This window comes from Streptomyces sp. NPDC046915 (genome assembly GCF_040644935.1).
GTDB lineage: Bacteria > Actinomycetota > Actinomycetes > Streptomycetales > Streptomycetaceae > Streptomyces.
The window spans coordinates 711,953-733,327 of sequence record NZ_JBEYXB010000002.1 but is presented as its reverse complement, the minus strand read 5'-3'; the positions used below and the strand labels follow the sequence as shown (position 1 = coordinate 733,327).

The 21,375-nt window shown below is 71.7% G+C and carries 15 protein-coding genes, 3 tRNA genes and 1 pseudogene; 6 read left to right on the top strand and 13 right to left on the bottom strand.

Going from position 1 to position 21,375, the window contains the following annotated elements; genetic code table 11:
* Positions 1 to 86 precede the first annotated feature (86 nt).
* Both ABZ915_RS08000 and ABZ915_RS07995 read right to left on the bottom strand, forming a co-directional pair.
* Complete coding sequence (locus ABZ915_RS08000) at positions 87 to 578, bottom strand: hypothetical protein (RefSeq protein WP_361797591.1); 492 nt, start codon at positions 576 to 578, stop codon at positions 87 to 89.
* Entirely contained in the window at positions 575 to 3,049 is a 2,475-nt protein-coding gene (locus ABZ915_RS07995; protein ID WP_361797588.1) for a nitrate reductase, read from the bottom strand. Before ABZ915_RS07995 ends, ABZ915_RS08000 begins: the two co-directional genes overlap by 4 nt.
* A 174-nt stretch (positions 3,050 to 3,223) precedes the next feature.
* On the opposite strand from ABZ915_RS07995, the gene ABZ915_RS07990 reads away from it, so the two are divergent.
* Positions 3,224 to 3,436, top strand: coding sequence for a hypothetical protein (locus ABZ915_RS07990; RefSeq protein WP_361797585.1), 213 nt, complete (start codon positions 3,224 to 3,226; stop codon positions 3,434 to 3,436).
* Positions 3,437 to 3,554: 118 nt separating this feature from the next.
* On the opposite strand, the gene ABZ915_RS07985 is transcribed toward ABZ915_RS07990, so the two are convergent.
* From ABZ915_RS07985 to ABZ915_RS07975, 3 genes are all read right to left on the bottom strand, one after another.
* A tRNA-Ile gene (locus ABZ915_RS07985) sits at positions 3,555 to 3,631 on the bottom strand.
* Positions 3,632 to 3,809: 178 nt separating this feature from the next.
* Positions 3,810 to 3,882: transfer RNA gene (locus tag ABZ915_RS07980), tRNA-Asn, on the bottom strand.
* Positions 3,883 to 3,887: 5 nt separating this feature from the next.
* A tRNA-Asn gene (locus tag ABZ915_RS07975) sits at positions 3,888 to 3,960 on the bottom strand.
* Positions 3,961 to 4,118: 158 nt separating this feature from the next.
* On the opposite strand from ABZ915_RS07975, the gene ABZ915_RS07970 reads away from it, so the two are divergent.
* The 4 genes from ABZ915_RS07970 (at position 4,119) to ABZ915_RS07955 (ending at position 9,856) form a co-directional block, all read left to right on the top strand.
* Positions 4,119 to 4,427, top strand: a complete 309-nt coding sequence (locus tag ABZ915_RS07970; protein ID WP_361797763.1) for a YtxH domain-containing protein — start codon at positions 4,119 to 4,121, stop codon at positions 4,425 to 4,427.
* Positions 4,428 to 4,600: 173 nt separating this feature from the next.
* Positions 4,601 to 6,055 (top strand): FGGY family carbohydrate kinase, encoded by a 1,455-nt coding sequence (locus tag ABZ915_RS07965; RefSeq protein WP_361797582.1) that lies wholly within the window; start codon positions 4,601 to 4,603, stop codon positions 6,053 to 6,055.
* 139 nt (positions 6,056 to 6,194) lie between these two features.
* Positions 6,195 to 7,928 (top strand): ABC transporter ATP-binding protein, encoded by a 1,734-nt coding sequence (locus tag ABZ915_RS07960; protein ID WP_361797579.1) that lies wholly within the window; start codon positions 6,195 to 6,197, stop codon positions 7,926 to 7,928.
* Positions 7,928 to 9,856: an ABC transporter ATP-binding protein gene (locus tag ABZ915_RS07955; RefSeq protein ID WP_361797576.1), complete on the top strand. Its 1,929-nt coding sequence runs from the start codon at positions 7,928 to 7,930 to the stop codon at positions 9,854 to 9,856. Before ABZ915_RS07960 ends, ABZ915_RS07955 begins: the two co-directional genes overlap by 1 nt.
* A gap of 55 nt (positions 9,857 to 9,911) precedes the next feature.
* Here ABZ915_RS07955 and ABZ915_RS07950 read toward each other — a convergent pair.
* The 5 genes and pseudogenes from ABZ915_RS07950 to ABZ915_RS07930 form a co-directional block, all read right to left on the bottom strand.
* Positions 9,912 to 11,164, bottom strand: a pseudogene (locus ABZ915_RS07950) (RNA polymerase sigma factor).
* 104 nt (positions 11,165 to 11,268) lie between these two features.
* The gene (dnaG, locus tag ABZ915_RS07945) at positions 11,269 to 13,173 is read right to left on the bottom strand and encodes a DNA primase (RefSeq protein WP_361797573.1); all 1,905 of its coding nucleotides are present in this window, start codon (positions 13,171 to 13,173) and stop codon (positions 11,269 to 11,271) included.
* A gap of 60 nt (positions 13,174 to 13,233) precedes the next feature.
* Positions 13,234 to 14,499, bottom strand: a complete 1,266-nt coding sequence (locus ABZ915_RS07940) for an FAD-dependent oxidoreductase (RefSeq protein WP_361797570.1) — start codon at positions 14,497 to 14,499, stop codon at positions 13,234 to 13,236.
* A gap of 104 nt (positions 14,500 to 14,603) precedes the next feature.
* On the bottom strand, positions 14,604 to 15,896 hold the full coding sequence (locus tag ABZ915_RS07935) for a deoxyguanosinetriphosphate triphosphohydrolase (protein ID WP_361797567.1): 1,293 nt from the start codon (positions 15,894 to 15,896) through the stop codon (positions 14,604 to 14,606).
* A 148-nt stretch (positions 15,897 to 16,044) separates the two neighbouring features.
* Positions 16,045 to 16,881, bottom strand: a complete 837-nt coding sequence (locus ABZ915_RS07930) for a sirohydrochlorin chelatase (protein ID WP_361797564.1) — start codon at positions 16,879 to 16,881, stop codon at positions 16,045 to 16,047.
* 170 nt (positions 16,882 to 17,051) lie between these two features.
* Between ABZ915_RS07930 and ABZ915_RS07925 the strand changes: the two genes are divergently transcribed.
* Entirely contained in the window at positions 17,052 to 17,729 is a 678-nt protein-coding gene (locus tag ABZ915_RS07925; RefSeq protein ID WP_361797561.1) for an ElyC/SanA/YdcF family protein, read from the top strand.
* Between the two features lie 63 nt (positions 17,730 to 17,792).
* On the opposite strand, the gene ABZ915_RS07920 is transcribed toward ABZ915_RS07925, so the two are convergent.
* From ABZ915_RS07920 to ABZ915_RS07910, 3 genes are read right to left on the bottom strand one after another with little or no spacing between them, the layout of a single operon-like run.
* Positions 17,793 to 18,578, bottom strand: a complete 786-nt coding sequence (locus ABZ915_RS07920; RefSeq protein WP_361797558.1) for an enoyl-CoA hydratase-related protein — start codon at positions 18,576 to 18,578, stop codon at positions 17,793 to 17,795.
* 15 nt (positions 18,579 to 18,593) lie between these two features.
* A complete protein-coding gene (locus ABZ915_RS07915; RefSeq protein WP_361797555.1) occupies positions 18,594 to 19,847 on the bottom strand; it encodes a hypothetical protein in 1,254 nt (417 codons plus the stop codon).
* Positions 19,844 to 21,373, bottom strand: coding sequence for an amino acid adenylation domain-containing protein (locus ABZ915_RS07910; protein WP_361797552.1), 1,530 nt, complete (start codon positions 21,371 to 21,373; stop codon positions 19,844 to 19,846). Before ABZ915_RS07910 ends, ABZ915_RS07915 begins: the two co-directional genes overlap by 4 nt.
* Between the last annotated feature and the right edge of the window lie 2 nt (positions 21,374 to 21,375).

The following is a 21,375-nucleotide window of genomic DNA, read 5'->3' as shown; positions in this document are numbered from 1 at the left end:
GGCACCTGCCCTGGCCCCGGGGGATGAGCCGAGGACGGTCCGGCTACTCCCCGGGGAGGAGGCGGACACCCGGATCCGGGTCGCGCTCACGGGCTGGTGAGCAGTTGCGGTGACAGGGTCTTGATCATGTAGTCGGCCCAGCGGATCTGCCGCAGCGTCTGAGGGTGGCAGGCGGCCGTCAGTTCCAGGAGCCGGGTGTCCCTGGTGGCCTGTGCGGCCTGGGCGAGCATCTCCCAGTAGAGGGAGTTGCCGGAGGCGGTGAGGCAGAGGTCGTGCAGGTCGTGCAGGAGCAGCAGTCCGGTCTCGGGGCGGCGTGTGAGGGTGTCGGCGGCCACTTCGCGGAGGGTGGCCATGATGCCGTACGCCGGCTGGCCGGGTGAGTCCGACATGTCCAGGCCGTAGTGGTGGCCGGTCTCGGCGATCCGGGCCCGGTGCTGGTGGGACCAGTCGGCGAGGTCGATCGCGACGTGGTGGAACTCGTGTTCGGTGTGGTGCCGTTCGGCGGCGGCCAGCAGGTCCTTCTCCAGCTTGCGCTCGCCGTGGTGCAGGGCGCGCAGGGTGAGGGTGATGCCGTTCACGGGCGGTCCTCCCGCCGGTCCCCGGTATGGGTGACGTGTGCCTGGGGTCCGCCCTGGGCCGGCCGGACGCCGTCCGGGTGGGCCGGTGCGGAGGCGGTGGTGGTGGGGGCGGGTGCGGGGGTGCCGTCGCCGTGCGCGAACAGGCGGACGCGGGCGGCGGCGGTCTTGAACAGCGGCTGTTTGGAGACCGGGTCCCAGTCGGTGACCGTGGTCTCGTTGGCGGCCCGGCCGGTGACCCGGTCCGGCGGCCGGTGCCCCGCCGGGGTGTCCCAGTAGCCGTAGTGGAAGGGCAGGAACACCGTGCCGTCGCGGATGGCGGTGACGCGCAGCCGGGCGCGGACCGCGCCGCGGGGGGTGGTGACCTCCACCAGGTCGCCTTCCGCGAGCCCCCGGGCGGCTGCTTCCGCGGGGGACAGTTCGGCCCACATCTCGGGTGCGGCGGCGTTGAGCCGGGGGACGCGCCCGGTCTTGGTGCGGGTGTGGAAGTGGTAGAGCGTGCGTCCGGTGGTGAGCTGGAGCGGGAAGTCGTGCGTGGGGACCTCGTGCGGGGGGAGGTACTCGGCGGCCTTGAGGACCGCCTTGCCGTCGGGGTTGAGGGAGCGGTACTCCGCCGGTTCGGCGGCGGCTCCGGTGACCAGGTCCCTGCCGTAGCTCTCGCAGTGGTCGGGGTGGGCCCAGGTGATGCCGTCGGTGTAGAGGCGTTCGGTGCCGTCGGGGGTGTCGGGGGTGCAGGGCCACTGGATGCCGGACGTACCGCGGAGACGGTCGTAGCTCAGGCCGGTGTAGTCGCACGGCCGTCCGGCGCTGCACCGCTGCCAGGCCTCGAACGCCGACTCCGGGTCCTTCCAGGTGATCAGCGGGCCGCCGTCCTTGTCGCAAAAGCCCATCCTGGCGGCGTAGTCGAGGAGGATGTCCAGGTCGGGGCGGGCCTCGCCGGGCGGCTCGACCGCCTTCTCCGTGAGGTGCACGGTGCGGTCGGTGCTGGTGAAGGTGCCGGTCTTCTCGCCCCAGGTGGCGGCCGGCAGCACGACGTCGGCGAACTGGGCCGTCTCCGTGAGGTACAGGTCCTGTACGACGGTGAACAGGCGCTCCTGGTCGAGGACGGACCGGATGCGGGACAGGGTGGGCAGGGAGACGGCCGGGTTGGTGCCGGTGATCCACAGCATGCGGACGGAGCCCTGCTCGGCGTAACGGAAGATCTGCATGGCGTGGGTGGACGGGGCGTGGTGCGGGACGGTCTCGGGGGTGACGTTCCACAGCCGGGCGATCTCGGCGACGTGCTCGTCGTTCTGCCAGTTCCTGAAGCCCGGCAGGTCCCCGCCGGCACCGCACTCGCGGGTGTTCTGGGCGGTGGGCTGCCCGTTCATCTGGAGCAGGCCGGCGCCCGGGCGGCCCAGCATGCCGCGGATCAGGTGCAGGTTGTTGACCTGCACGGCCGCGGCGGTGGCCTGGTGGGACTGGTAGACGCCCTGGAGCACGGTGGACAGCAGCCGCTCGGCACCGCCGAGGATCTCGGCGGCCTCCTCGATCGCCGCGGCGGGTACGTCGCAGATCCGCGCGGCCCACCCGGGGGTGCAGTCCCGCACCCGGGCGGCGAGCTCCTCGTATCCGACGGTGTGGGCCCGTACGAAGTCGTGGTCGACCCGCCCGGTCCGGATGATCTCGTGCAGCAGGGCGTTGAACAGGGCGACGTTCGTCCCGAGCCGGGGCGCGAGGTGCACGGTGGCGCGGCGGGCCACGGGCGTGGGCCGCGGGTCCACGCAGATCAGCCGGGGCGGCTCGGGCCCGTCCAGCCGGTCCAGCATCCGCATCCACAGCACGGGCTGCGCCTCGGCCACGTTGTGCCCGAAGAGGGCGAGGACGTCGGCGTGGTCCACGTCGGAGTAGGACCCGGGCGGCCCGTCGCAGCCGAACGTCTCCTTCAGCGCCTCGGCGGCGGTCGCCGTGCACAGCCGGGTGTTGCCGTCGAGGTGCTGGGTACCGATGCCCGCCCGGGCGATGACGGCGAGGGTGTAGGACTCCTCCAGGAACAGCTGGCCGGTGGTGTAGAAGCCGATGGACCCCGGTCCGCGCGCTTCGAGCAGTTCCCTGCTGCGGCTCACGACCCGCCGCATGGCATGGTCCCAGTCGGTCTCCACCAGTCGCCCGCCCTCGCGGACCAGCGGCCGGGTGAGCCGGTCGCCAGAGGCGCCCGCCTGCCACCCGAAGAGGTCCACGGGCCCGAGCCGCCCTTTGTTGACCCGGTCCACGGCCCGCCCCCGCACCCCGACGATCCGCCCGTCGCGCACCGCGATGTCCATGGCGTCCCCGCCCGAGTGCAGCAGCGAGGCGGCCTGCACCCACCGCTCCACGTCGTCCTCGCCGACCCCGGCCGCCAGTTGTGTGTCGGTGCGCACCGGCCAGTCCGCGCCCCGCCCGTACGGCGTACGCGCACCCCAGGGCTCGGCGATCCGGTCCACGGACCCGTCCATCGCGCACCTCCGGCACCACCTGTAGGCGGCCCGAGTACCCGGCGGCCCGCGTCCGACCCGCCTCCCGTCCCTGTGCGAAACCACGGTCCCGTGACACGTGAATCACAGCGCCGCCTCCTAGCGTCGCCTGCCCATGAAGGGAAACGACACCCACGGAAGGACTGCCGTCCGCTCATGAGCAACCACAGGAAGCGCAAGGTCCGCCACGTCCTGGCCGTCTCGACCGCCGGTGTCTTGGTGCTGGCCGCGGGCGTCGTGGCCGCGGCGTCGGCGTCCGAGCCGGACGCGTCGGGTTCGAAGACGGCCGCCGCCTGCACCTACACGTCCGGTACCTCGGCCGAGGTCGGCGACAACCCCCGCCACGTCTTCACCGGCTCCTGCGACTGACGGCCCTTCAGGACCGACAGGGGGCCGACTGACGACCTTCGGCGTGTCGCTCCACGCGTCCGGCGCCCGGAAAGCGCAAAGTCGGCGCAGGTGAAAACGTTCCTGCGCCGACTCGCGGTGGTGGGGCGGGTGGGACTCGAACCCACGGCCGGCGGATTATGAGTCCGCTGCTCTAACCGGCTGAGCTACCGCCCCATAGCGGCGTGTCGCGTACATGTGTGCGCGCCGTCTGCCGCAGCATAGCCGCTCATACGATCTCCTGCTTCGGATGGTCGGCTTCCCGCGGCCCTTCATGACCTTGAGGACTCGGGCACGGGCACGGCGGTTCCCCCGGACATGAAAAAGGACCCCTGAGGGGCCCTCGTTCAGCATGCTCCCCCGACTGGACTCGAACCAGTAACCTGCCGGTTAACAGCCGGCTGCTCTGCCAATTGAGCTACGGAGGACCGAGCTCCCCCGACTGGACTCGAACCAGTAACCTGCCGGTTAACAGCCGGCTGCTCTGCCAATTGAGCTACGGAGGAATGCCTCGTTGCATCGAACGTACCTACCTGGGTATTCGCCAGGGGGCGCGCGCTCGCTGCGACACATACATTAGCGCAAGCAGGGGGGTGCTCCGCCAATCGGTACTCCCCGGCGCCGTCGCCGCACGAGAGAGCTACGCATGGGAAGGGTGGTCGTCATGCGCTACCGGCTGACGTTCGTCGTCGGGCTCGCCCTTGGTTACGTCCTGGGCACGAGGGCCGGACGGGAACGCTACGAGACGCTGAAGAAGTCCGCTCGGCAGATCGCCCAGAACCCGGCCGTCCGCAACACCGCCGAGACCGCCGCCCAGCAGGGGCGCCAGTTCGCGGGCAAGGCCCTGCACTCCGTGAGCGACAAGGTCGGCGACCGCGTCCCCGAGTCCATGGCCCAACGAGTCCGCTCCCTGCGCCACCACAACGGCCACACCACCCAGACAGAGGACGACTGGGGCACCAGCGAGACCTAGGGTCCTTCTGGACTCCGGGCGCGGTAACCCACCCAAGGGGCGCGGGACTGTGACATATGCGGCTCCGCCGCGTGGGCGCGACCAGCCACGAAGCACCCGCAGCCGAAGAAACACAGTCACCCCTAAGGCGCCCACGGCCAAAGCAAGCGCAGCGCTACGGCAGAATTTGAGGCATGGGGATAGTCGCCGGGTTGGACAGCTCGCCCGATTTCACTCGCATCGTGGTCTGCGACACGGACACGGGCGCCGTGCTGCGCCAGGGATACGCGCCGCATCCGCTCGACATGCCGGAAGGCGGGCCGCGGGCCAGCGACGTGGACCCGCAGGCCTGGCTGCTGTCCCTGGGGGAGGCGGCGGGCGGCGGGCTGCTCGAGGGCGTGCAGGCCATCGGCGTGTCCGCCCAGCAGAACGCGCTGGTCCCCCTGGACGCGCAGGGCACCACCGTGCGCCCGGCGATGGTCGGCGGCGACAAGCGGGCGCAGGTCGCGGCGGCCGACCTGATCGACGCACTGGGCGGCCGCGAGGCCTGGGCGCAGGCGGTGGGGTGCGTTCCGCAGGCCGCGCAGCCCGTCACCAAGCTGCGCTGGCTCGCCAAGAGCGAGCCGGAGAACGCGCGGCGGACCGCCATCCTGCTCCAGGCCCACGACTGGCTGGTGTGGCAGCTGCTCGGGCGGCCGGTGCGCCGGACCACCGATCGCGGCGGGGCCTCCGGCACCGGGTACTGGTCCGCGGCCACCGGCGGCTACCTGCCGGATCTGGTCGAGCTGGCGCTCGGTCACCAGGCGATGCTGCCCGAGGTGATCGGCCCGTCCGACGCGGCCGGCACGACACCGGAGGGGCTGCTGATCTCCGCCGGGACCGGCGAGACGATGGCCGCCGCCTTCGGTCTCGGGCTGGGGCTCGGGGACGCCGTGGTGTCCCTCGGGGCTTCGGGGTCGGTGATGGCCGTCCACCCGGAGGCGCTCGTCGACCAGACCGGGATGATCACCTCGCTCGCCGACGCCACCGGCATGCACCTGCCGGTCGTGACCACCCTGAACGCGGTCCGGACCCTGCGCGGAACCGCCGAACTCCTCGGCGTGTCGGACCTGGAGAGCCTGTCCGACCTGGCGATGAAGTCGACGCCGGGGTCCCACGGCCTGGTGCTCCTGCCCTATCTGGAGGGCGAGCGGACGCCCAGCCTCCCGCACACCGCCGGCACGCTGGCCGGGCTCAGGCGCGAGTCGATGAAGCCCGAGCACCTGGCGCGGGCCGCGTTCGAGGGCATGCTCTGCGGGCTCGCGGACGCCCTCGACGTACTGCGCGGCCGGGGCGTGGACGTACGGCGGGTGTTCCTGCTCGGCGGGGCCGCCGAACTGCCCGCCGTACAGGCCGCCGCGCCCTCGCTGTTCGGCGCGCAGGTCGTCGTGCCGCAGCCCGCCGACTACGCGGCGATCGGCGCCGCCCGGCAGGCCGCGTGGGCGCTCGGCGTGTCGCAGGGCACCCTCGATCCGCGTACCCCGCCGGCCTGGCAGGGCGCGGCGGCGCAAGTGCTGGACCCGGGCGAGGAACTGGCGGTGGGACAGGCCGTGCGGCAGCAGTTCGTGTCGGTACGGGAGCAGACCCACCCGGGGGCATTTCGCCCATAAGGGTTACAACACCCAAAATTTACAGGGTCGCTGGAACACTGCTCTTGGCTTAATCGGTTGAGGTAACGCGGGTGGAGTGTTCGACGATAGGGGCCAAGGGCAACCGAACGCCCCCTTCGCCGACTCCGAGAGACCTAGCGTGCTCATACGACTTCTTCGGGCCAGTCTCAGGCCTTACAAGAAACCCATAGCCGTGCTGGTGCTGCTCCAGTTCCTGCAGACCTGCGCCACCCTCTACCTGCCCACCCTGAACGCCGACATCATCGACAAGGGTGTCGTGAAGGGTGACACCGGTTACATCCTCTCCTTCGGCGCCCTGATGATCGGCATCTCGCTGGCGCAGGTCGTGTGCAACATCGGGGCCGTGTACTACGGTGCCCGGACCGCGGCGGCGCTCGGCCGGGACGTGCGGGCCGCCGTCTTCGACCGGGTGCAGTCGTTCTCCTCGCGTGAGGTGGGCCACTTCGGCGCGCCCTCCCTCATCACGCGTACGACCAATGACGTACAGCAGGTCCAGATGCTGGCCCTGATGACGTTCACCCTGATGGTGTCGGCGCCCATCATGTGTGTCGGCGGTATCGTGCTGGCGCTCGGGCTGGACGTGCCGCTGTCCGGGGTGCTGGTGGCGGTCGTGCCGGTGCTGGGCATCAGCGTCACGCTGATCGTGCGGCAGCTGCGCCCGCTGTTCCGGTCGATGCAGGTGCGTCTGGACACGGTGAACCGGGTGCTGCGCGAGCAGATCTCCGGCAACCGGGTCATCCGCGCCTTCGTCCGGGACGATTACGAGGCGGACCGCTTCAGCAAGGCGAACGGCGATCTCACCGAGATGCAGCTGGCCACCGGGCGGATGCTCGCGCTGATGTTCCCGATCGTGATGACGGTGGTGAACGTGTCGTCGATCGCGGTCGTGTGGTTCGGCGCGCACCGCATCGACAGCGGCCAGATGGCGATCGGTGACCTGACCGCGTTCCTCGCCTACCTGATGCAGATCGTCATGTCCGTGATGATGGCCACCTTCATGTTCATGATGGTGCCGCGCGCGGAGGTGTGCGCCGAGCGCATCCAGGAGATCCTCGACACCGACTCCAGCGTGGTGCCGCCGACGGCCCCCGTCGTGGAGCTGCGCCGGCACGGCCACCTGGAGGTCCGGGGGGCGGGCTTCCGCTACCCGGGTGCCGAGGAGCCGGTGCTCAAGGCGGTCGAGCTGGTGGCCCGGCCGGGCGAGATCACCGCCGTGATCGGCTCCACCGGCAGCGGCAAGTCGACGCTGCTCGGGCTGGTCCCGCGGCTGTTCGACGCGACCGAGGGCGAGGTGCTCGTCGACGGCGTCGACGTCCAGGAGGTCGAGCCCAGGCTGCTGGCGAAGACGGTGGGCCTGGTCCCGCAGAAGCCGTACCTGTTCGCGGGCACGGTGGCCACCAACCTGCGGTACGGCAACCCCGACGCCACCGACGAGGAACTGTGGCACGCGCTGGAGGTCGCGCAGGCCAAGGAGTTCGTGTCGAAGCTGGAGGGCGGGCTGAACGCGCCCATCGCACAGGGCGGTACGAACGTCTCCGGCGGCCAGCGCCAGCGGCTCGCCATCGCCCGTACGCTCGTCCAGCGCCCGGAGATCTACCTCTTCGACGACTCCTTCTCCGCGCTCGACTACGCCACCGACGCGGCCCTGCGCAAGGCGCTGGCCCGCGAGACCGCCGAGGCGACCGTCGTGATCGTCGCCCAGCGCGTGGCGACCATCCGGGAAGCCGACCGGATCGTGGTCCTGGACGAGGGCCGGGTGGTCGGCACGGGCCGGCACCACGAGCTCATGGCGGACAACGAGACCTACCGGGAGATCGTGCTCTCCCAGCTGACGGAAGCGGAGGCCGCCTGATGGCAGGGCCCATGGGACGCATGATGGCCGGGGGCGGCCCCGACCAGCGCTCGATGGACTTCAAGGGCTCGGGTAAACGGCTCGTCGCCCGGTTCGGGCCGGAACGGCTCACCATCTACGCGCTGCTGCTGTGCGTGGTCGTCAGCGTCGGCCTCAGCGTGATCGGCCCGAAGATCCTCGGCAAGGCCACCGACCTGGTCTTCTCGGGCATCATCGGGCGGCAGATGCCGGCCGGGGCCACCAAGGAGCAGGTGCTCGACTCCATGCGCGAGCGGGGTCAGGGCTCCGTCGCGGACATGCTGAAGAGCACCGACTTCACCCCGGGCAAGGGCATCGACTTCGATGCCGTCGGCGAGGTCCTGCTGCTCGCGCTCGGTACGTTCCTCGTGGCGGGTCTGCTGATGGCCGTGGCGACACGGCTGGTCAACCGGGCCGTCAACCGCACGATGTACCGGATGCGCGAGGACGTGCAGACGAAGCTGTCCCGGCTGCCGCTGTCGTACTTCGACAAGCGCCAGCGCGGCGAGGTGCTCTCCCGCGCCACCAACGACATCGACAACATCGGCCAGACGCTCCAGCAGTCGATGGGCCAGCTGATCAACTCGCTGCTGACCATCATCGGCGTGCTGGTGATGATGTTCTGGGTGTCCTGGCTGCTCGCCCTGGTCGCCCTGGTCACCGTGCCGCTGTCGTTCGTCGTCGCGACCCGGGTCGGCAAGCGGTCGCAGCCGCACTTCGTGCAGCAGTGGCGCACGACCGGCAAGCTGAACGCGCACATCGAGGAGATGTACACCGGGCACACCCTGGTGAAGGTGTTCGGGCGGCAGGACGAGTCGGCGAAGCAGTTCGCCGAGGAGAACGACGCGCTGTACGAGGCCTCGTTCAAGGCGCAGTTCAACAGCGGGGTCATGCAGCCGCTGATGATGTTCGTGTCGAACCTGAACTACGTGCTCGTGGCCGTGGTCGGCGGGCTGCGGGTGGCCTCCGGCGCACTGTCCATCGGTGACGTGCAGGCCTTCATCCAGTACTCCCGGCAGTTCTCGATGCCGCTGACCCAGGTCGCCTCGATGGCCAACCTGGTGCAGTCGGGCGTCGCCTCGGCCGAGCGGATCTTCGAACTCCTGGACGCGGAGGAGCAGGAGCCGGATCCGGTGGCGGCCGAGAGGCCCGAGGAACTGCGCGGGCGAGTGGCGCTGGAGCACGTGGCGTTCCGGTACGACCCCGAGAAGCCGCTGATCGAGGACCTGTCGCTGAAGGTGGAGCCGGGGCACACGGTCGCGATCGTCGGCCCGACCGGAGCGGGCAAGACCACCCTGGTCAACCTGCTCATGCGGTTCTACGACGTCACCGACGGGCGTATCACCCTCGACGGTGTGGACATCCGGAAGATGTCCCGGGACGAACTGCGCGCCGGGATCGGCATGGTGCTCCAGGACACCTGGCTGTTCGGCGGCACGATCGCGGAGAACATCGCGTACGGCGCCTCGCGCGAGGTCACCCGCGGGGAGATCGAGGAGGCGGCGCGGGCGGCCCACGCCGACCGGTTCGTGCGCACCCTCCCCGACGGCTACGACACCGTGATCGACGACGAGGGCACGGGGGTCAGCGCCGGTGAGAAGCAGCTCATCACCATCGCGCGGGCGTTCCTGTCGGACCCGGTGATCCTGGTGCTCGACGAGGCGACGAGCTCCGTCGACACCCGCACCGAGGTGCTGATCCAGAAGGCCATGGCCAAGCTGGCGCACGGCAGGACGTCCTTCGTGATCGCGCACCGGCTGTCGACGATCCGGGACGCGGACACGATCCTCGTCATGGAGAACGGCTCGATCGTCGAACAGGGCGCCCACGCGGAGCTGCTCGCCGCGGACGGTGCCTACGCGCGGCTGTACAAGGCGCAGTTCGCGGAGGCCGTGGCCGAGGTCGACTGAGCCGGAAGGGCACAGCACCACAGGGGGCCGCTCGCGTCGGGTGAGCGGCCCCCGCTCAGTCCAGGTAGCCGCGCAGCTGGTCGGCGAAGGCGTGGTCCCGCAGCTTGTTCAGGGTCTTGGACTCGATCTGCCGGATGCGCTCCCGGGTCACGCCGAAGATGCGCCCGATCTCCTCGAGGGTGCGGGGACGGCCGTCGGCAAGGCCGTAGCGCAGCTGTACGACCTTCCGCTCGCGCTCGCCGAGGGTGGACAGGACGGCCTCCAGGTGCTCCCTGAGCAGCAGGAACGCCGCCGACTCCACGGGTGAGGCCGCGTCGCCGTCCTCGATCAGGTCGCCGAGCGCCACATCGTCCTCCTCGCCGACCGGCGCGTGCAGCGACACCGGCTCCTGGGCGAGGCGGAGCACCTCTCCGACCCGCTCGGGCGCCAGGTCTAGGTGGGCGGCGACCTCTTCGGGGGTCGGCTCGTACCCGCGTTCCTGGAGCATCCGCCGCTGCACCCGCACGACCCGGTTGATGAGCTCGACGACGTGCACGGGGACGCGGATGGTGCGGGCCTGGTCGGCGAGGGCGCGGGACATGGCCTGGCGGATCCACCAGGTGGCGTACGTGGAGAACTTGTAGCCGCGGGCGTAGTCGAACTTCTCCACGGCCCGGATGAGCCCGAGGTTGCCCTCCTGGACCAGGTCCAGCATGGTCAGGCCGCGTCCGACGTACCGCTTGGCGACGGACACGACGAGCCGCAGGTTGGCCTCGATGAGCCGGCGCTTGGCCATGCGGCCCATCACGACGAGCCTGTCCAGGTCGAGGGCGAGCCGGTCGTCCAGGCCGGGGGTGCTGCCCAGCTTCTCCTCGGCGAACAGCCCGGCCTCGACCCGGCGGGCCAGCTCGACCTCCTCGGCCGCGGTGAGCAGCGGAATCCGGCCGATCTCGCGCAGGTACTGGCGGAACAGGTCCGAGGAGGGAGCGCCGGTGTCGGCGCGGGCGGGCACCGCCGGGGCTTCGGCGGGCTCCTCGGCGGGCTCATGGGCCAGCGCCTCGACGGGCGGCTCCGCCGGCTCGGCCGCGTCCTCCGGCTCCGGCTTCGTCTCCGTCTCCGGGTGGTGCGCGGCACGGCTCTGCGGCGGAACCACCGCGAAGACCTCGCTCTCGGCGTCCGGCTCGTCCGTCGCGGTGCTTTCGGTGCTGTCGGTCTGTGTGAGGGTCTGGGTCTGCACGGGGGCGACCTCCAGGTGATCGCTGCTGAGTGGAACCGCGGGGAGCGCGATCCGTGGGGGACGGATCGGTCGCGCTCCGAGGACTCAGGCACCGCACCCCAGTGTGGGGTAAGACACATCACCGCCACGAGGGGCGTGCGGTGACTTTTTGCGTTCGTGCCGTGACGGGGCGGTGACGGGAGGTACGCGGCATCGCTCAGAGAGCGGCGGCGCCCTGCACGCGGAGTGTCTGGCCGTACTGCTGGAGGACCCACAACTCGTTCTGCACGGCTGCCAGGTGGGCCGGGTCGCCGCCCGTGCCGAGGCGGGCGAGGGTGCTCTGGATGTCCTGGATGCGGCGGTCGACGGCGCGGCGGCGGACCCAGACGAGTTGTTCGCCGGCGTAGGGCTCGTCGACGGTGCGGCGCATGATCGCTTCCACGGCCAGCTCGGTCACCATCGCGCGGACCGTGTCGTCGGGGGCCGCCTCGCGGACGCGGACCAGGTACTCCTGGGAGTCCTGTGTGCCGTACTCGGCGCCGCCCGCGTCCATGATCGCCTGGCGTACGGCGGCGTAGGGCGGGGCGGTGAACTCGTCGATCCCGTAGGCGTCGAAGGCCGGGGAGACCAGCTCCGGCCGCTGGAGGGCGAGCTTCAGCAGCTCGCGTTCCGTGGCGTACACCGGGTTGCGGAGGTTCAGCGCGGGGCCCGAGGCCGTGGGGCGGGGGGCGGCCGCCTCGTACTGCTGCTGCGGCCCCCGGGCCGGCGCCGGGCCCCTGCCGCCGCGGTCGCGGGCCCAACGGGCAAGCTGGGCGACCCGCTTGACCACGAACTGCGTGTCGAGGATGCCGAGCATCCCGGCCAGCTCGACGGCGACCTCGTGCTGGGCGCCGCTGTTCTTGATGCGGGCCACGATCGGGGCCGCCTCGTCGAGGGCGGCGGCTCGGCCCGCGGGGGTGTTCAGGTCGTAGCGGCCGACGATCTGGCGGAGGGCGAACTCGAAGAGCGGGGTACGCGGTTCGGCCAGGTCGGCCACCGCCTCGTCACCCTTGGCCAGGCGCAGGTCGCAGGGGTCCATGCCGTCGGGAGCGATCGCGATGTACGTCTCGGCGGCGAACTTCTGGTCGTCCTCGAAGGCGCGCAGGGCCGCCTTCTGCCCGGCCGCGTCGCCGTCGAAGGTGAAGATCACGCGTGCGCTGCCGTTGTCCATCAGCAGCCGGCGCAGGATCTTGATGTGGTCGCCGCCGAAGGCCGTGCCGCAGGTCGCGATCGCCGTGGTCACCCCGGCCAGGTGGCAGGCCATGACGTCGGTGTAGCCCTCGACCACCACCGCGCGGGAGGCCTTGGCGATCTCCTTCTTCGCCAGGTCGATGCCGTACAGCACCTGGCTCTTCTTGTAGATCGCCGTGTCGGGCGTGTTGAGGTACTTGGGGCCGTTGTCCGCCTCGTACAGCTTGCGCGCGCCGAAGCCGACCACCTCGCCGCCGATGTCCCGGATGGGCCACATCAGACGGCCCCGGAAGCGGTCGATGGGGCCTCGGCGGCCCTCCTGGGAGAGGCCGGAGAGGAGCAGTTCCTTGTCGGTGAAGCCCTTGCCGCGCAGATAGCGGGTGAGGTGGTCCCAGCCCTGGGGGCTGTAGCCCACGCCGAAGTGGACGGCGGCGGCCTGGTCGAAGCCGCGGTCGGCCAGGAAGAGGCGGCCGGTCTCGGCCTCGGGGCTGGTGGCGAGCTGTTCCGCGTACCACTGCGCGGCGATCTTGTGGGCCTCGACCAGGCGGATCCGCTCGCCGCGCTGGTGGGACGGGTTGTACCCGCCCTCCTCGTAGCGCAGGGTGATGCCGGCCTGCGCGGCGAGGCGCTCGACCGCCTCGGAGAAGGAGAGGTGGTCGACCTTCATCACGAACGTGATGGTGTCGCCGCCCTCCTGGCAGCCGAAGCAGTGGAAGAGTCCCTTGCTCGGGCTGACCTGGAAGGACGGCGACTTCTCGTCATGGAACGGGCACAGGCCCTTGAGGTTGCCCCCGCCCGCGTTGCGCAGCTGGAGGTACTCGGACACGACGGAGTCGATCGGGACCGCGTCCCGTACCGCCTTCACGTCGTCGTCGTTGATCCGTCCTGCCACGCGTGAATTCTACGGGGCGGAAGTGACAGTCCCGGGCGCCCGGCCCGCCCCTTCGAGGAGTCAGGAGGCGAGGCTGTCGAGCGGTACGCGCGGGTCGGCCAGTGCCTCGGTGTCCACCGGGGCCGCGGAGCGGATCAGCTTCTGGATCGGCTCTGTGACATCCCACACATTCACGTTCATTCCGGCCAGCACCCGGCCCTCCTTCACCCAGAACGCGATGAACTCCCGCTTGCCCGCGTCCCCCCGGATCACCACCTGGTCGTACGACCCCGGCGGCGCCCAGCCGCTGTACTCCATGCCCAGGTCGTACTGGTCGGTGAAGAAGTAGGGGACGCGGTCGTAGCCGACGTCTGCGCCGAGCATCGCGCGGGCCGCCGCCGGTCCGCCGTTGAGGGCGTTGGCCCAGTGCTCGACCCGCAGCCGGGTGTCGAAGAGGGCGTGCGGGAAGGCGGCGACGTCGCCGGCCGCGAAGATGTCGGGGTCACAGGTGCGCAGCCGCTCGTCCACCACGACGCCGCCGCCGTGTGCGCGGTCGGCGATCTCCAGCCCCGCCGCCTCGGCCAGCCCGACGCGCGGAGCGGCGCCGATGGCCGCCAGGACGTCGTGCGCGGGGTGCTCCTCGCCGTCGTCGGTACGGGCGGCCAGCACCATGCCGTCCTGGCCGACGATCTCGGTGAGCCGGACCCCGAAGTGGAAGCGGACCCCGTGCTCGCGGTGCAGCTCGGCGAAGAGGGCGCCCAGCTCGGGGCCGAGGACGCCGTGCAGCGGGGTCGGGTTGTGCTCGATGACGGTGACCTCGGCGCCGTACTCCCGGGCCGCCGCCGCCACCTCCAGGCCGATCCAGCCCGCGCCCGCGATCACGATGTGCCCGTTGTCCCGGCCGAGCGAGCTCAGCACGCCCTTGAGCCGCTCGGCGTGGGCGAGGCGGCGCAGGTGGTGGACGCCCGCGAGGTCGGTGCCGGGGATGTCGAGGCGGCGGGGCTCCGCGCCGGTGGCGAGAAGCAGCTTGTCGTAGTGCACGAGGGTGCCGTCGTCACCGAACCGGACCGTCTTCGCCGTACGGTCGATGGCGTCGACGGTCTGGCCGAGGTGCAGCTCGATGTCGTTCTGCGCGTACCAGGCGAGTTCGTGCACGAAGACGCTGTCGCGTTCCTCCTTGCCCAGCAGGTAGCCCTTGGACAGCGGCGGGCGTTCGTAGGGGTGGTCGCGCTCGTCGCAGATCAGTATCACCCGGCCCGTGAAGCCCTCCGCCCGGAGCGTCTCGGCCGCCTTGGCGCCGGCCAGCCCTCCTCCGACGATGACGAACGTCTGGTCCGCGTCGACCACTTGATGCCTCCTCGTAAAGATGCCGCCACATGGGAGCCTCCCGCACTGAGCGTGATGCGGGAAGGGGGAGTGACCCGATCAGGCCACGGAGGGTCACATTCTTCTCACAGGCGCCCCGTCAGTCTCGCGTGCAACGAGCGGGCCGACGCGTCGGTCAGGGAAGCGATCTGATCGACGATCACCCGTTTACGGGCGTGATCGTCGTCCGCCGCGTCGAAGAGCGACCGGAACTGCGGGTCCAGGCCGTCGGGGGCGCGGGCGGTGAGCGCCTCGGCGAGTTCGGCGACGACGATCCGCTGGTCGGCGCGGAGCCGCTCCTGCTCGGCGCGCCGCATCACGTACTGGTCGGCGACCGCCTTGAGGACCGCGCACTCCATGCGTGCGGAGCGCGGCACGACGAGTTCCGCGCCGTACCGGGTGAGGCGGCCGTTGCCGTACGTCTGGCGCGTGGCGGCCTCGGCGGCCAGGCAGAAGCGGCCGATGAGCTGGCTGGTGGCGTCCTTCAGACGGGCCTGGGCGACCGCCGTGCCGTCGTAGCCGTGCGGCCACCATTCCTGGACCAGGAGGCGGTCGAGCGCCTCGGCGAGTTCGGCGGGGTCGGTGCCGGCGGGCACGTACCGGCCGATGGCGACCTCGAAGACCGCCTGCCGTTCCGGTTCGGCGCGCAGGGCGCCCGGGGCGATGTGGCCGGCGTGCAGGCCGTCCTCGACGTCGTGCACCGAGTACGCCACGTCGTCCGCCCAGTCCATGACCTGGGCCTCGAAGCAGGTACGCGTGCCCGGGGCGTCCTTGCGGACCCAGTCGAAGACCGGCCGGTCGTCCTCGTACACCCCGAACTTCCCCGAAGCCGGGTCGGTGGGGTGGGCGCCCCGCGGCCAGGGGTACTTGGTGGCGGCGTCGAGGGCGGCGCGGGTGAGGTTGAGGCCGACGGAGCCTTCGGGGGTGAAGCGCTTGGGCTCGATGCGGGTGAGGAGCCTGAGGGACTGGGCGTTGCCCTCGAAGCCGCCGCAGTCGTCGGCGAACTCGTTCAGCGCCTGTTCGCCGTTGTGGCCGAAGGGCGGGTGGCCCAGGTCGTGGGAGAGGCAGGCCGCCTCCACCAGGTCGGGATCGCAGCCGAGGGCCGCGCCGAGCTCGCGGCCGACCTGGGCGCACTCCAGGGAGTGGGTGAGACGGGTGCGGGGGCTGGCGTCCCAGGCCGGGTGGTTGGGCTCACCCGGAGTGACGACCTGGGTCTTGCCTGCCAGGCGCCGGAGCGCCGCGCTGTGCAGGATGCGGGCGCGGTCTCGCTGGAAGGCGGTGCGGCCGGGGCGCTTGTCGGGCTCGGGGGCCCAGCGGTCGGCTGACGCCGGGTCGTAGCCCGTCGGGGGTTCGGTGCCTTTACCTGCGGTGCCTTCCATGATTCGACAGTACGGGGCGGTGGTGACAATCGGGGGGTTCCGGGTGCCTATGCGTCTGCCGAGTCTTGTTGTATGGCGGGTGCGGGTGCGTTGTGGTTGTTCGCGCAGTTCCCCGCGCCCCTGAGCGGCGTTGTCCCCGCCCGGAGTTTCAAGCCGAGGCCAGTGTGGGTTCTGCGGCGGCCGGGGTGGACAGTGCCTGGTCGTAGCGGTGCAGGACCAGGCGGGCCATTGCCTCGTGGGCACCCAGGGGGGCCGAGGCGATCCAGGGGGCGGCTTCGGCGCACTGGGTGGCGAAGCGGCCGGGAGCCGTGAAGCAGGAGGCGATCGCCACTCGGTGGCGGCCCCGGGCGGTGAGGGCGCGTACGGCTGTGCGGACGGTCGGGGTCGCGGCGGAGGCGTAGGCGGGGACGACGGGTACGCCGAGGCGGTCGGCGAGGAGCCGGGCCGTGCGGCGGGTGTCGGCCGCGGAGTCGGGGTCGCGGGAACCGGCGGCGGCGAGTACGACACCGCTCGAACGACGGGTGGCGTCGTCGGGGCCGGTGGGCCAGCCGGCCTCCAGCAGGCGGTCGTACAGGGTCTCCACGAGGAGCGGGTGGGGGCCGAGCGGTGCGGCCACGCGCGTGCGTGCGGTAGCCGCGGCGGCCATCTCGGGGATGTCCCGCTTGACGTGGTAGCCGCGGCTGAGCAGCAGCGGTACGAGCACGGCCGGGGCGTCGCCCAGGGCGGCGAGGGTGTCGGGGAGCAGGGGCTCGTTCAGCTCGATGTGGCCGAGGCGCACGGGCAGGCCGGGGCGCAGCTCCCGTACCCGTTCCATGAGGGCGAGGACCGTGCGCAGCGCGCGCGGGTCGCGGCTGCCGTGTCCCACCAGGACGAGGGCGGGCGGGCCGGGGCGGCGCCTGCCGTCCAGGGTGACGAGGCTGAGCTGGCCGGCGAGCCGGCTGCTGATGCCCGCCATGATGTCCGCCGTGCTGTCGAGGTCCGTCATGGAACGATCCTGGCGGCCGGAGGTTGCGCCCTCGTTGCACGGCCGTCACGGGTATTTTCCGTGGGTTCACGGCGTGCGCCCGGACCGTGTGAGGCGAACCGGATCACCGTGCGGCGCGTCCTCCTCCTCGGAACGGAGAAGCCGGAGAAGAGGGAGAAGAGGGGGCCTGCGTGAAGATCCGTCGACCTCGCCTGCCGCGGACGCGTGCCGGACGGCGCCGGCTGGTGCAGGCCGTGATGGCCGGCTGTGTGCTGGCGCTGCTTCCGGTGACCTGGCTGTTCGTGTCGACGGCCGACCGGCTGCGCGGTACGGCGGACGTGCCGCGCACCGATGTCGCCGTCGTGTTCGGGGCGGGGCTGTGGGACGGGGAGCCGTCCCCGTACCTCGCGCACCGGCTGGACGCGGCGGTGAAGCTGTACCGCGCGGGGCGGGTGAAGGTGGTGCTGGTCACCGGTGACAACAGCCGGGAGGACTACGACGAGCCGGACGCCATGCGCGCGTACCTGACCGAGCGGGGTGTTCCCGGCTCCCGCGTGGTCAGCGACTACGCCGGTTTCGACACCTGGGACTCCTGCGTCCGCGCGAAGAAGATCTTCGGAGTCGACCGGGCCGTCCTGATCAGCCAGGGCTTCCACATCCGCCGCGCGGTCGCCCTCTGCGAGGCGGCGGGCATCGACTCCTACGGCGTCGGCGTCGACGCCAAGCACGACGTCACCTGGTACTACGGCGGCACCCGCGAGGTCTTCGCCGCGGGCAAGGCGGCCCTGGACGCGGTCTTCAAGCCGGATCCCCGCTTCCTGGGCCGGAAGGAGCCGGGGGTGGCCCGGGCGCTGGCGAGTGGGCGGTGAGGTGGCGGCGCCCGGATCACTCCGGGCGCCCCCTTGGCCGTACCCCGTCCCGCACGACGGGCTTCAGCGCCCCATGAAGTGCGGCGGACGTTTCTCCAGGAACGCCGTCATGCCCTCCTTCTGGTCCTCGGTGGCGAACAGGGCGTGGAACACGCGGCGTTCGAAGCGGATGCCGTCGCGCAGACCGGTCTCCAGGGCACGGTCGACGCAGTCTAGGGCCGCGGTGACCGCCGTGCGGGAGTACGAGGCGATGGTGGCGGCGGCCTCCAGGGCCTCGGTCAGGACCCGGTCGTCGGGGACCACGCGGGAGACCAGGCCGCAGCCCTCCGCCTCGCGGGCGTCCATCGAGCGGCCGGTGAGGACGAGGTCCATGGCCTTGGCGCGGCCGACCAGCCGGGTCAGGCGTTGGGTGCCGCCGATGCCCGGGATCACACCGAGCCTGATCTCCGGCTGGCCGAAGACGGCCGACTCCCCGGCGATCACCAGGTCGCACATCATCGCCAGCTCGCAACCGCCGCCCAGGGCCAGCCCGTTGACGGCCGCGATCTTCGGTGTACGGAGGTCCGCGAACTCCTCCCACGCCCCGAAGTAGTCCTCCGCGGCCAGTTCCACGGCCGTCCTCCCGGCCATCTCCCTGATGTCGGCACCCGCGCTGAACACCTCGCCCGAGCCGGTGAGGAGCACACAACCGACGGCCGGTTCCTTGTCCAACGGGCGCAGGACGCCCAGGAGTTCGGTGAGCAGTGCGGAGTTCAGCGCGTTGCGGACGTGCGGGCGGTGCAACCGTACGGTCACCACACGGCCGTCGTGTTCCACTTTCAGACTGTGTTCCACTTCCAGGCTGTCCATCTCCACCGGTCTCCTCTACGAGTCCCAGATCGCGCCGTACGCCGGAATCCCACGCCGCTCCAGACCGTGCACGACCTGCCAGGTGAGCTTCTTGTTCGAGATGCAGATCACGGCTTCGGCCCCGAAGTCCCGGTACGCCGCGTAGGCGAGCCGCACCATGTCGGGCTTGCCGTGCCGGGAGGTGTCCCAGACGAGCGCGTGCGGCTGGACGGCCAGGATCTCGTCGACGAGCGCGTCGCCGTAGGTCGCACGGGGATCGCGGGTCGCCCAGACCAGGCGGGACGGGACCTCGGCGGCCAGGAGGTGCGGCAGGCAGGGGCCGATGCCGCTGCCCGTGGCCACGTACACGACCTTCCTGAACAGCGTCTCGATGTTGGCGACCCCGGCCGTCGTGATGCCCTTCACCCATACCTGTGAGGGCCTGTCGTCGATGAAGGAGCCCGTCCAGTCGCCCGCGCGGGAGATGGTGAGCCGGAATCCGGGCTCTGCGGGGGACGGCACGTTGGCGAACGAGTGCCACTCCTTCAGCGGGCTGCGGCTGATCGCGGTGGAGGAGCCCGCGAAGGGTGTCTCACCGTGGTCGAAGCGAGCCAGTACGACGTGCGGGGAGGGGCGCTCGATCCGTACGTCGACCTTGCGCAGCCGCAGCCAGGGCAGGGCGACGCTGAAGGTGACCACGGCGAGCACCACCACGGGGACCGGTCCGGCACCGGACAGCAGGGTGTGCGCCCAGAACAGCAGCAGGGCGGTCCAGCCGCCGAAGCGGTGCACCTTCTCGAAGAGGTCGTGGTGCCGGGAGCGGAAGGCGGGCACGGCGGTGGCGACGACGAGGGCCAGCAGGCCGGTCAGGGCCAGGCCCACGGCCCGGCCGGGCCCGTCGGGCTCCGCGAGCACCGAGGCCAGGAACCACACCGCACCCGCCAGCGCCCCGCCCACGTGCAGCCCGCCGAAGTGGTAGACCTTGCCCAGCGTCCAGCGCACCTTCAGCGGCCAGCTGGTCGGAGGCCGGGTCGCCAGCCGGAACATGAGGTTGACGACGTACTGCTGGCGCACGAGGACGGCGAGCGCGAGGTTCGCCAGTGCCGCGTGACCGGGCGACGACGCGGGCAACGGCCACCGCGCGGCCGCCCAGACCAGGTTGACGGCGACGACGAGTGCCGCCAGCCGGTTGTAGTGCATCAGGAGCGGGTGCTTGAAGAGCCGCCTGGGTCCCGGGGTGACCGGCGGCAGCGGGACGTCCCGCACCCCGGCCGCGGGCGCCGTGGTCATCGGAGCACCCCCTGGTGCTCCTCGGCCAGCCGGAGCAGAGCCTGTTTGTCGATCTTGCCGCGGTCGGTCTCGGGCAGCGAGGCCAGCGGGAAGACGTCCGAGGGGACGCAGTAGTACGGGAGGGCGTCCGCCACCGCGCGCCGGGCTCGCTCGGGATCGATGCCGGCCGGGCAGACGAACGCCACCAGGCTGCGCGCGTCCCGCTTCAGCGTCACCGCCCGCAGACACCCCTCCACCGACTCCAGTACCGAGGAGACGGAGTCGAGCTCGACGCGGAAGCCGCGCACCTTGACCTGGTCGTCCGTGCGGCCGAGGTGTTCGAGCTCGCCGTCCGCGGTCCAGCGGCCGAGGTCCCGGGTGCGGAACATCCGTCCGCCCCCGCCGAGGAAGGGATCGGGGGCGTACCGCTCGGCGGTCAGCTCGTCGTTGCCGAGGTAGCCGGCCGAGACGCAGGTGCCGCCCGCCCACATCTCGCCCGCCTCGCCGATGGGGAGCGGTCTGCGGTCGGCGTCCAGGACGTACACGGTGTTGTTCGGGGTGGGGGTGCCGATGGTGAGCAGGGCGGCCGCCGGGTCGTGGCGGCGCACGGTGTTGACGATGGTCACCTCGGTGGGGCCGCAGCAGTTGTGGAAGGCGGCGCGGCCCGCCCACAGGTCGGCCAGGGGGCGCGGGCACGGCTCCCCGGCGACCGCGACCGTGCGCACCCGCGGGCAGGCCCCGGGGTCGATGCCGGCCAGCACGGTCGGCGTGGCGATCAGCACGTCGGCGGTGCGGGCCGCGGCGGCGATGTCCTTGCCGCGGATGACGAGGGTGCCACCGTGGGTGAGGCAGCCGAGGATCTCCCAGGCGGCCATGTCGAAGGCGATGTTGAGCAGTTGGGGGACCCGGTCGCCGGGGCGGACGCCGAGGCCGCCCGGCTCGGTGAGCAGGAGGTTGGCGACGTTGCGGTGGGTGACCCGCACGCCGTTGGGGCGTCCGGTGGTGCCGGAGGTGAACAGGACGTAGCAGCCGTCGTCGGGGGCGGGCGGGGCCGCGCGGACCACGGGTCCGGGTGCGCACGGCTGGGGTTCGTCCAGGGTGATCAGCCGGTGGCCGGGCGGCACGGGGACGCGGGAGGCGTGTTCCCGCTGGGTGAGGATCACCCGGGTCGCGGCGGTCCGGACGACGTGGGCGAGCTGGGGACGGGGGGTGAGGCCGATGTCCTGGGGGACGTAGGCGGCGCCCGCCTTCAGGGTGGCGAGCAGGCCGACGAGCATCGGGATGGAGCGGCGTACGAAGAGGCCGACGTGGTCGCCGGGACGTACGCCTTCGCGGACGAGACGGGCGGCGAGGGCGTCGGCGGCGCGGTCGAGCTCGCCGTAGGTGATGACCGCGCCCTGGTGTTCGGCGGCGGGGGCGTCGGGGCGGACGGCCGCCTGCCGTTCGACGGCGCGGTGGACGAGCGGGTCGGGGACGGGTGCGGCGGGGCCGCGGCCGTACTGCCAGAAGAGCTGCTGGTCGCGGGGGGTGAGGTGGCGCAGAGGCATGG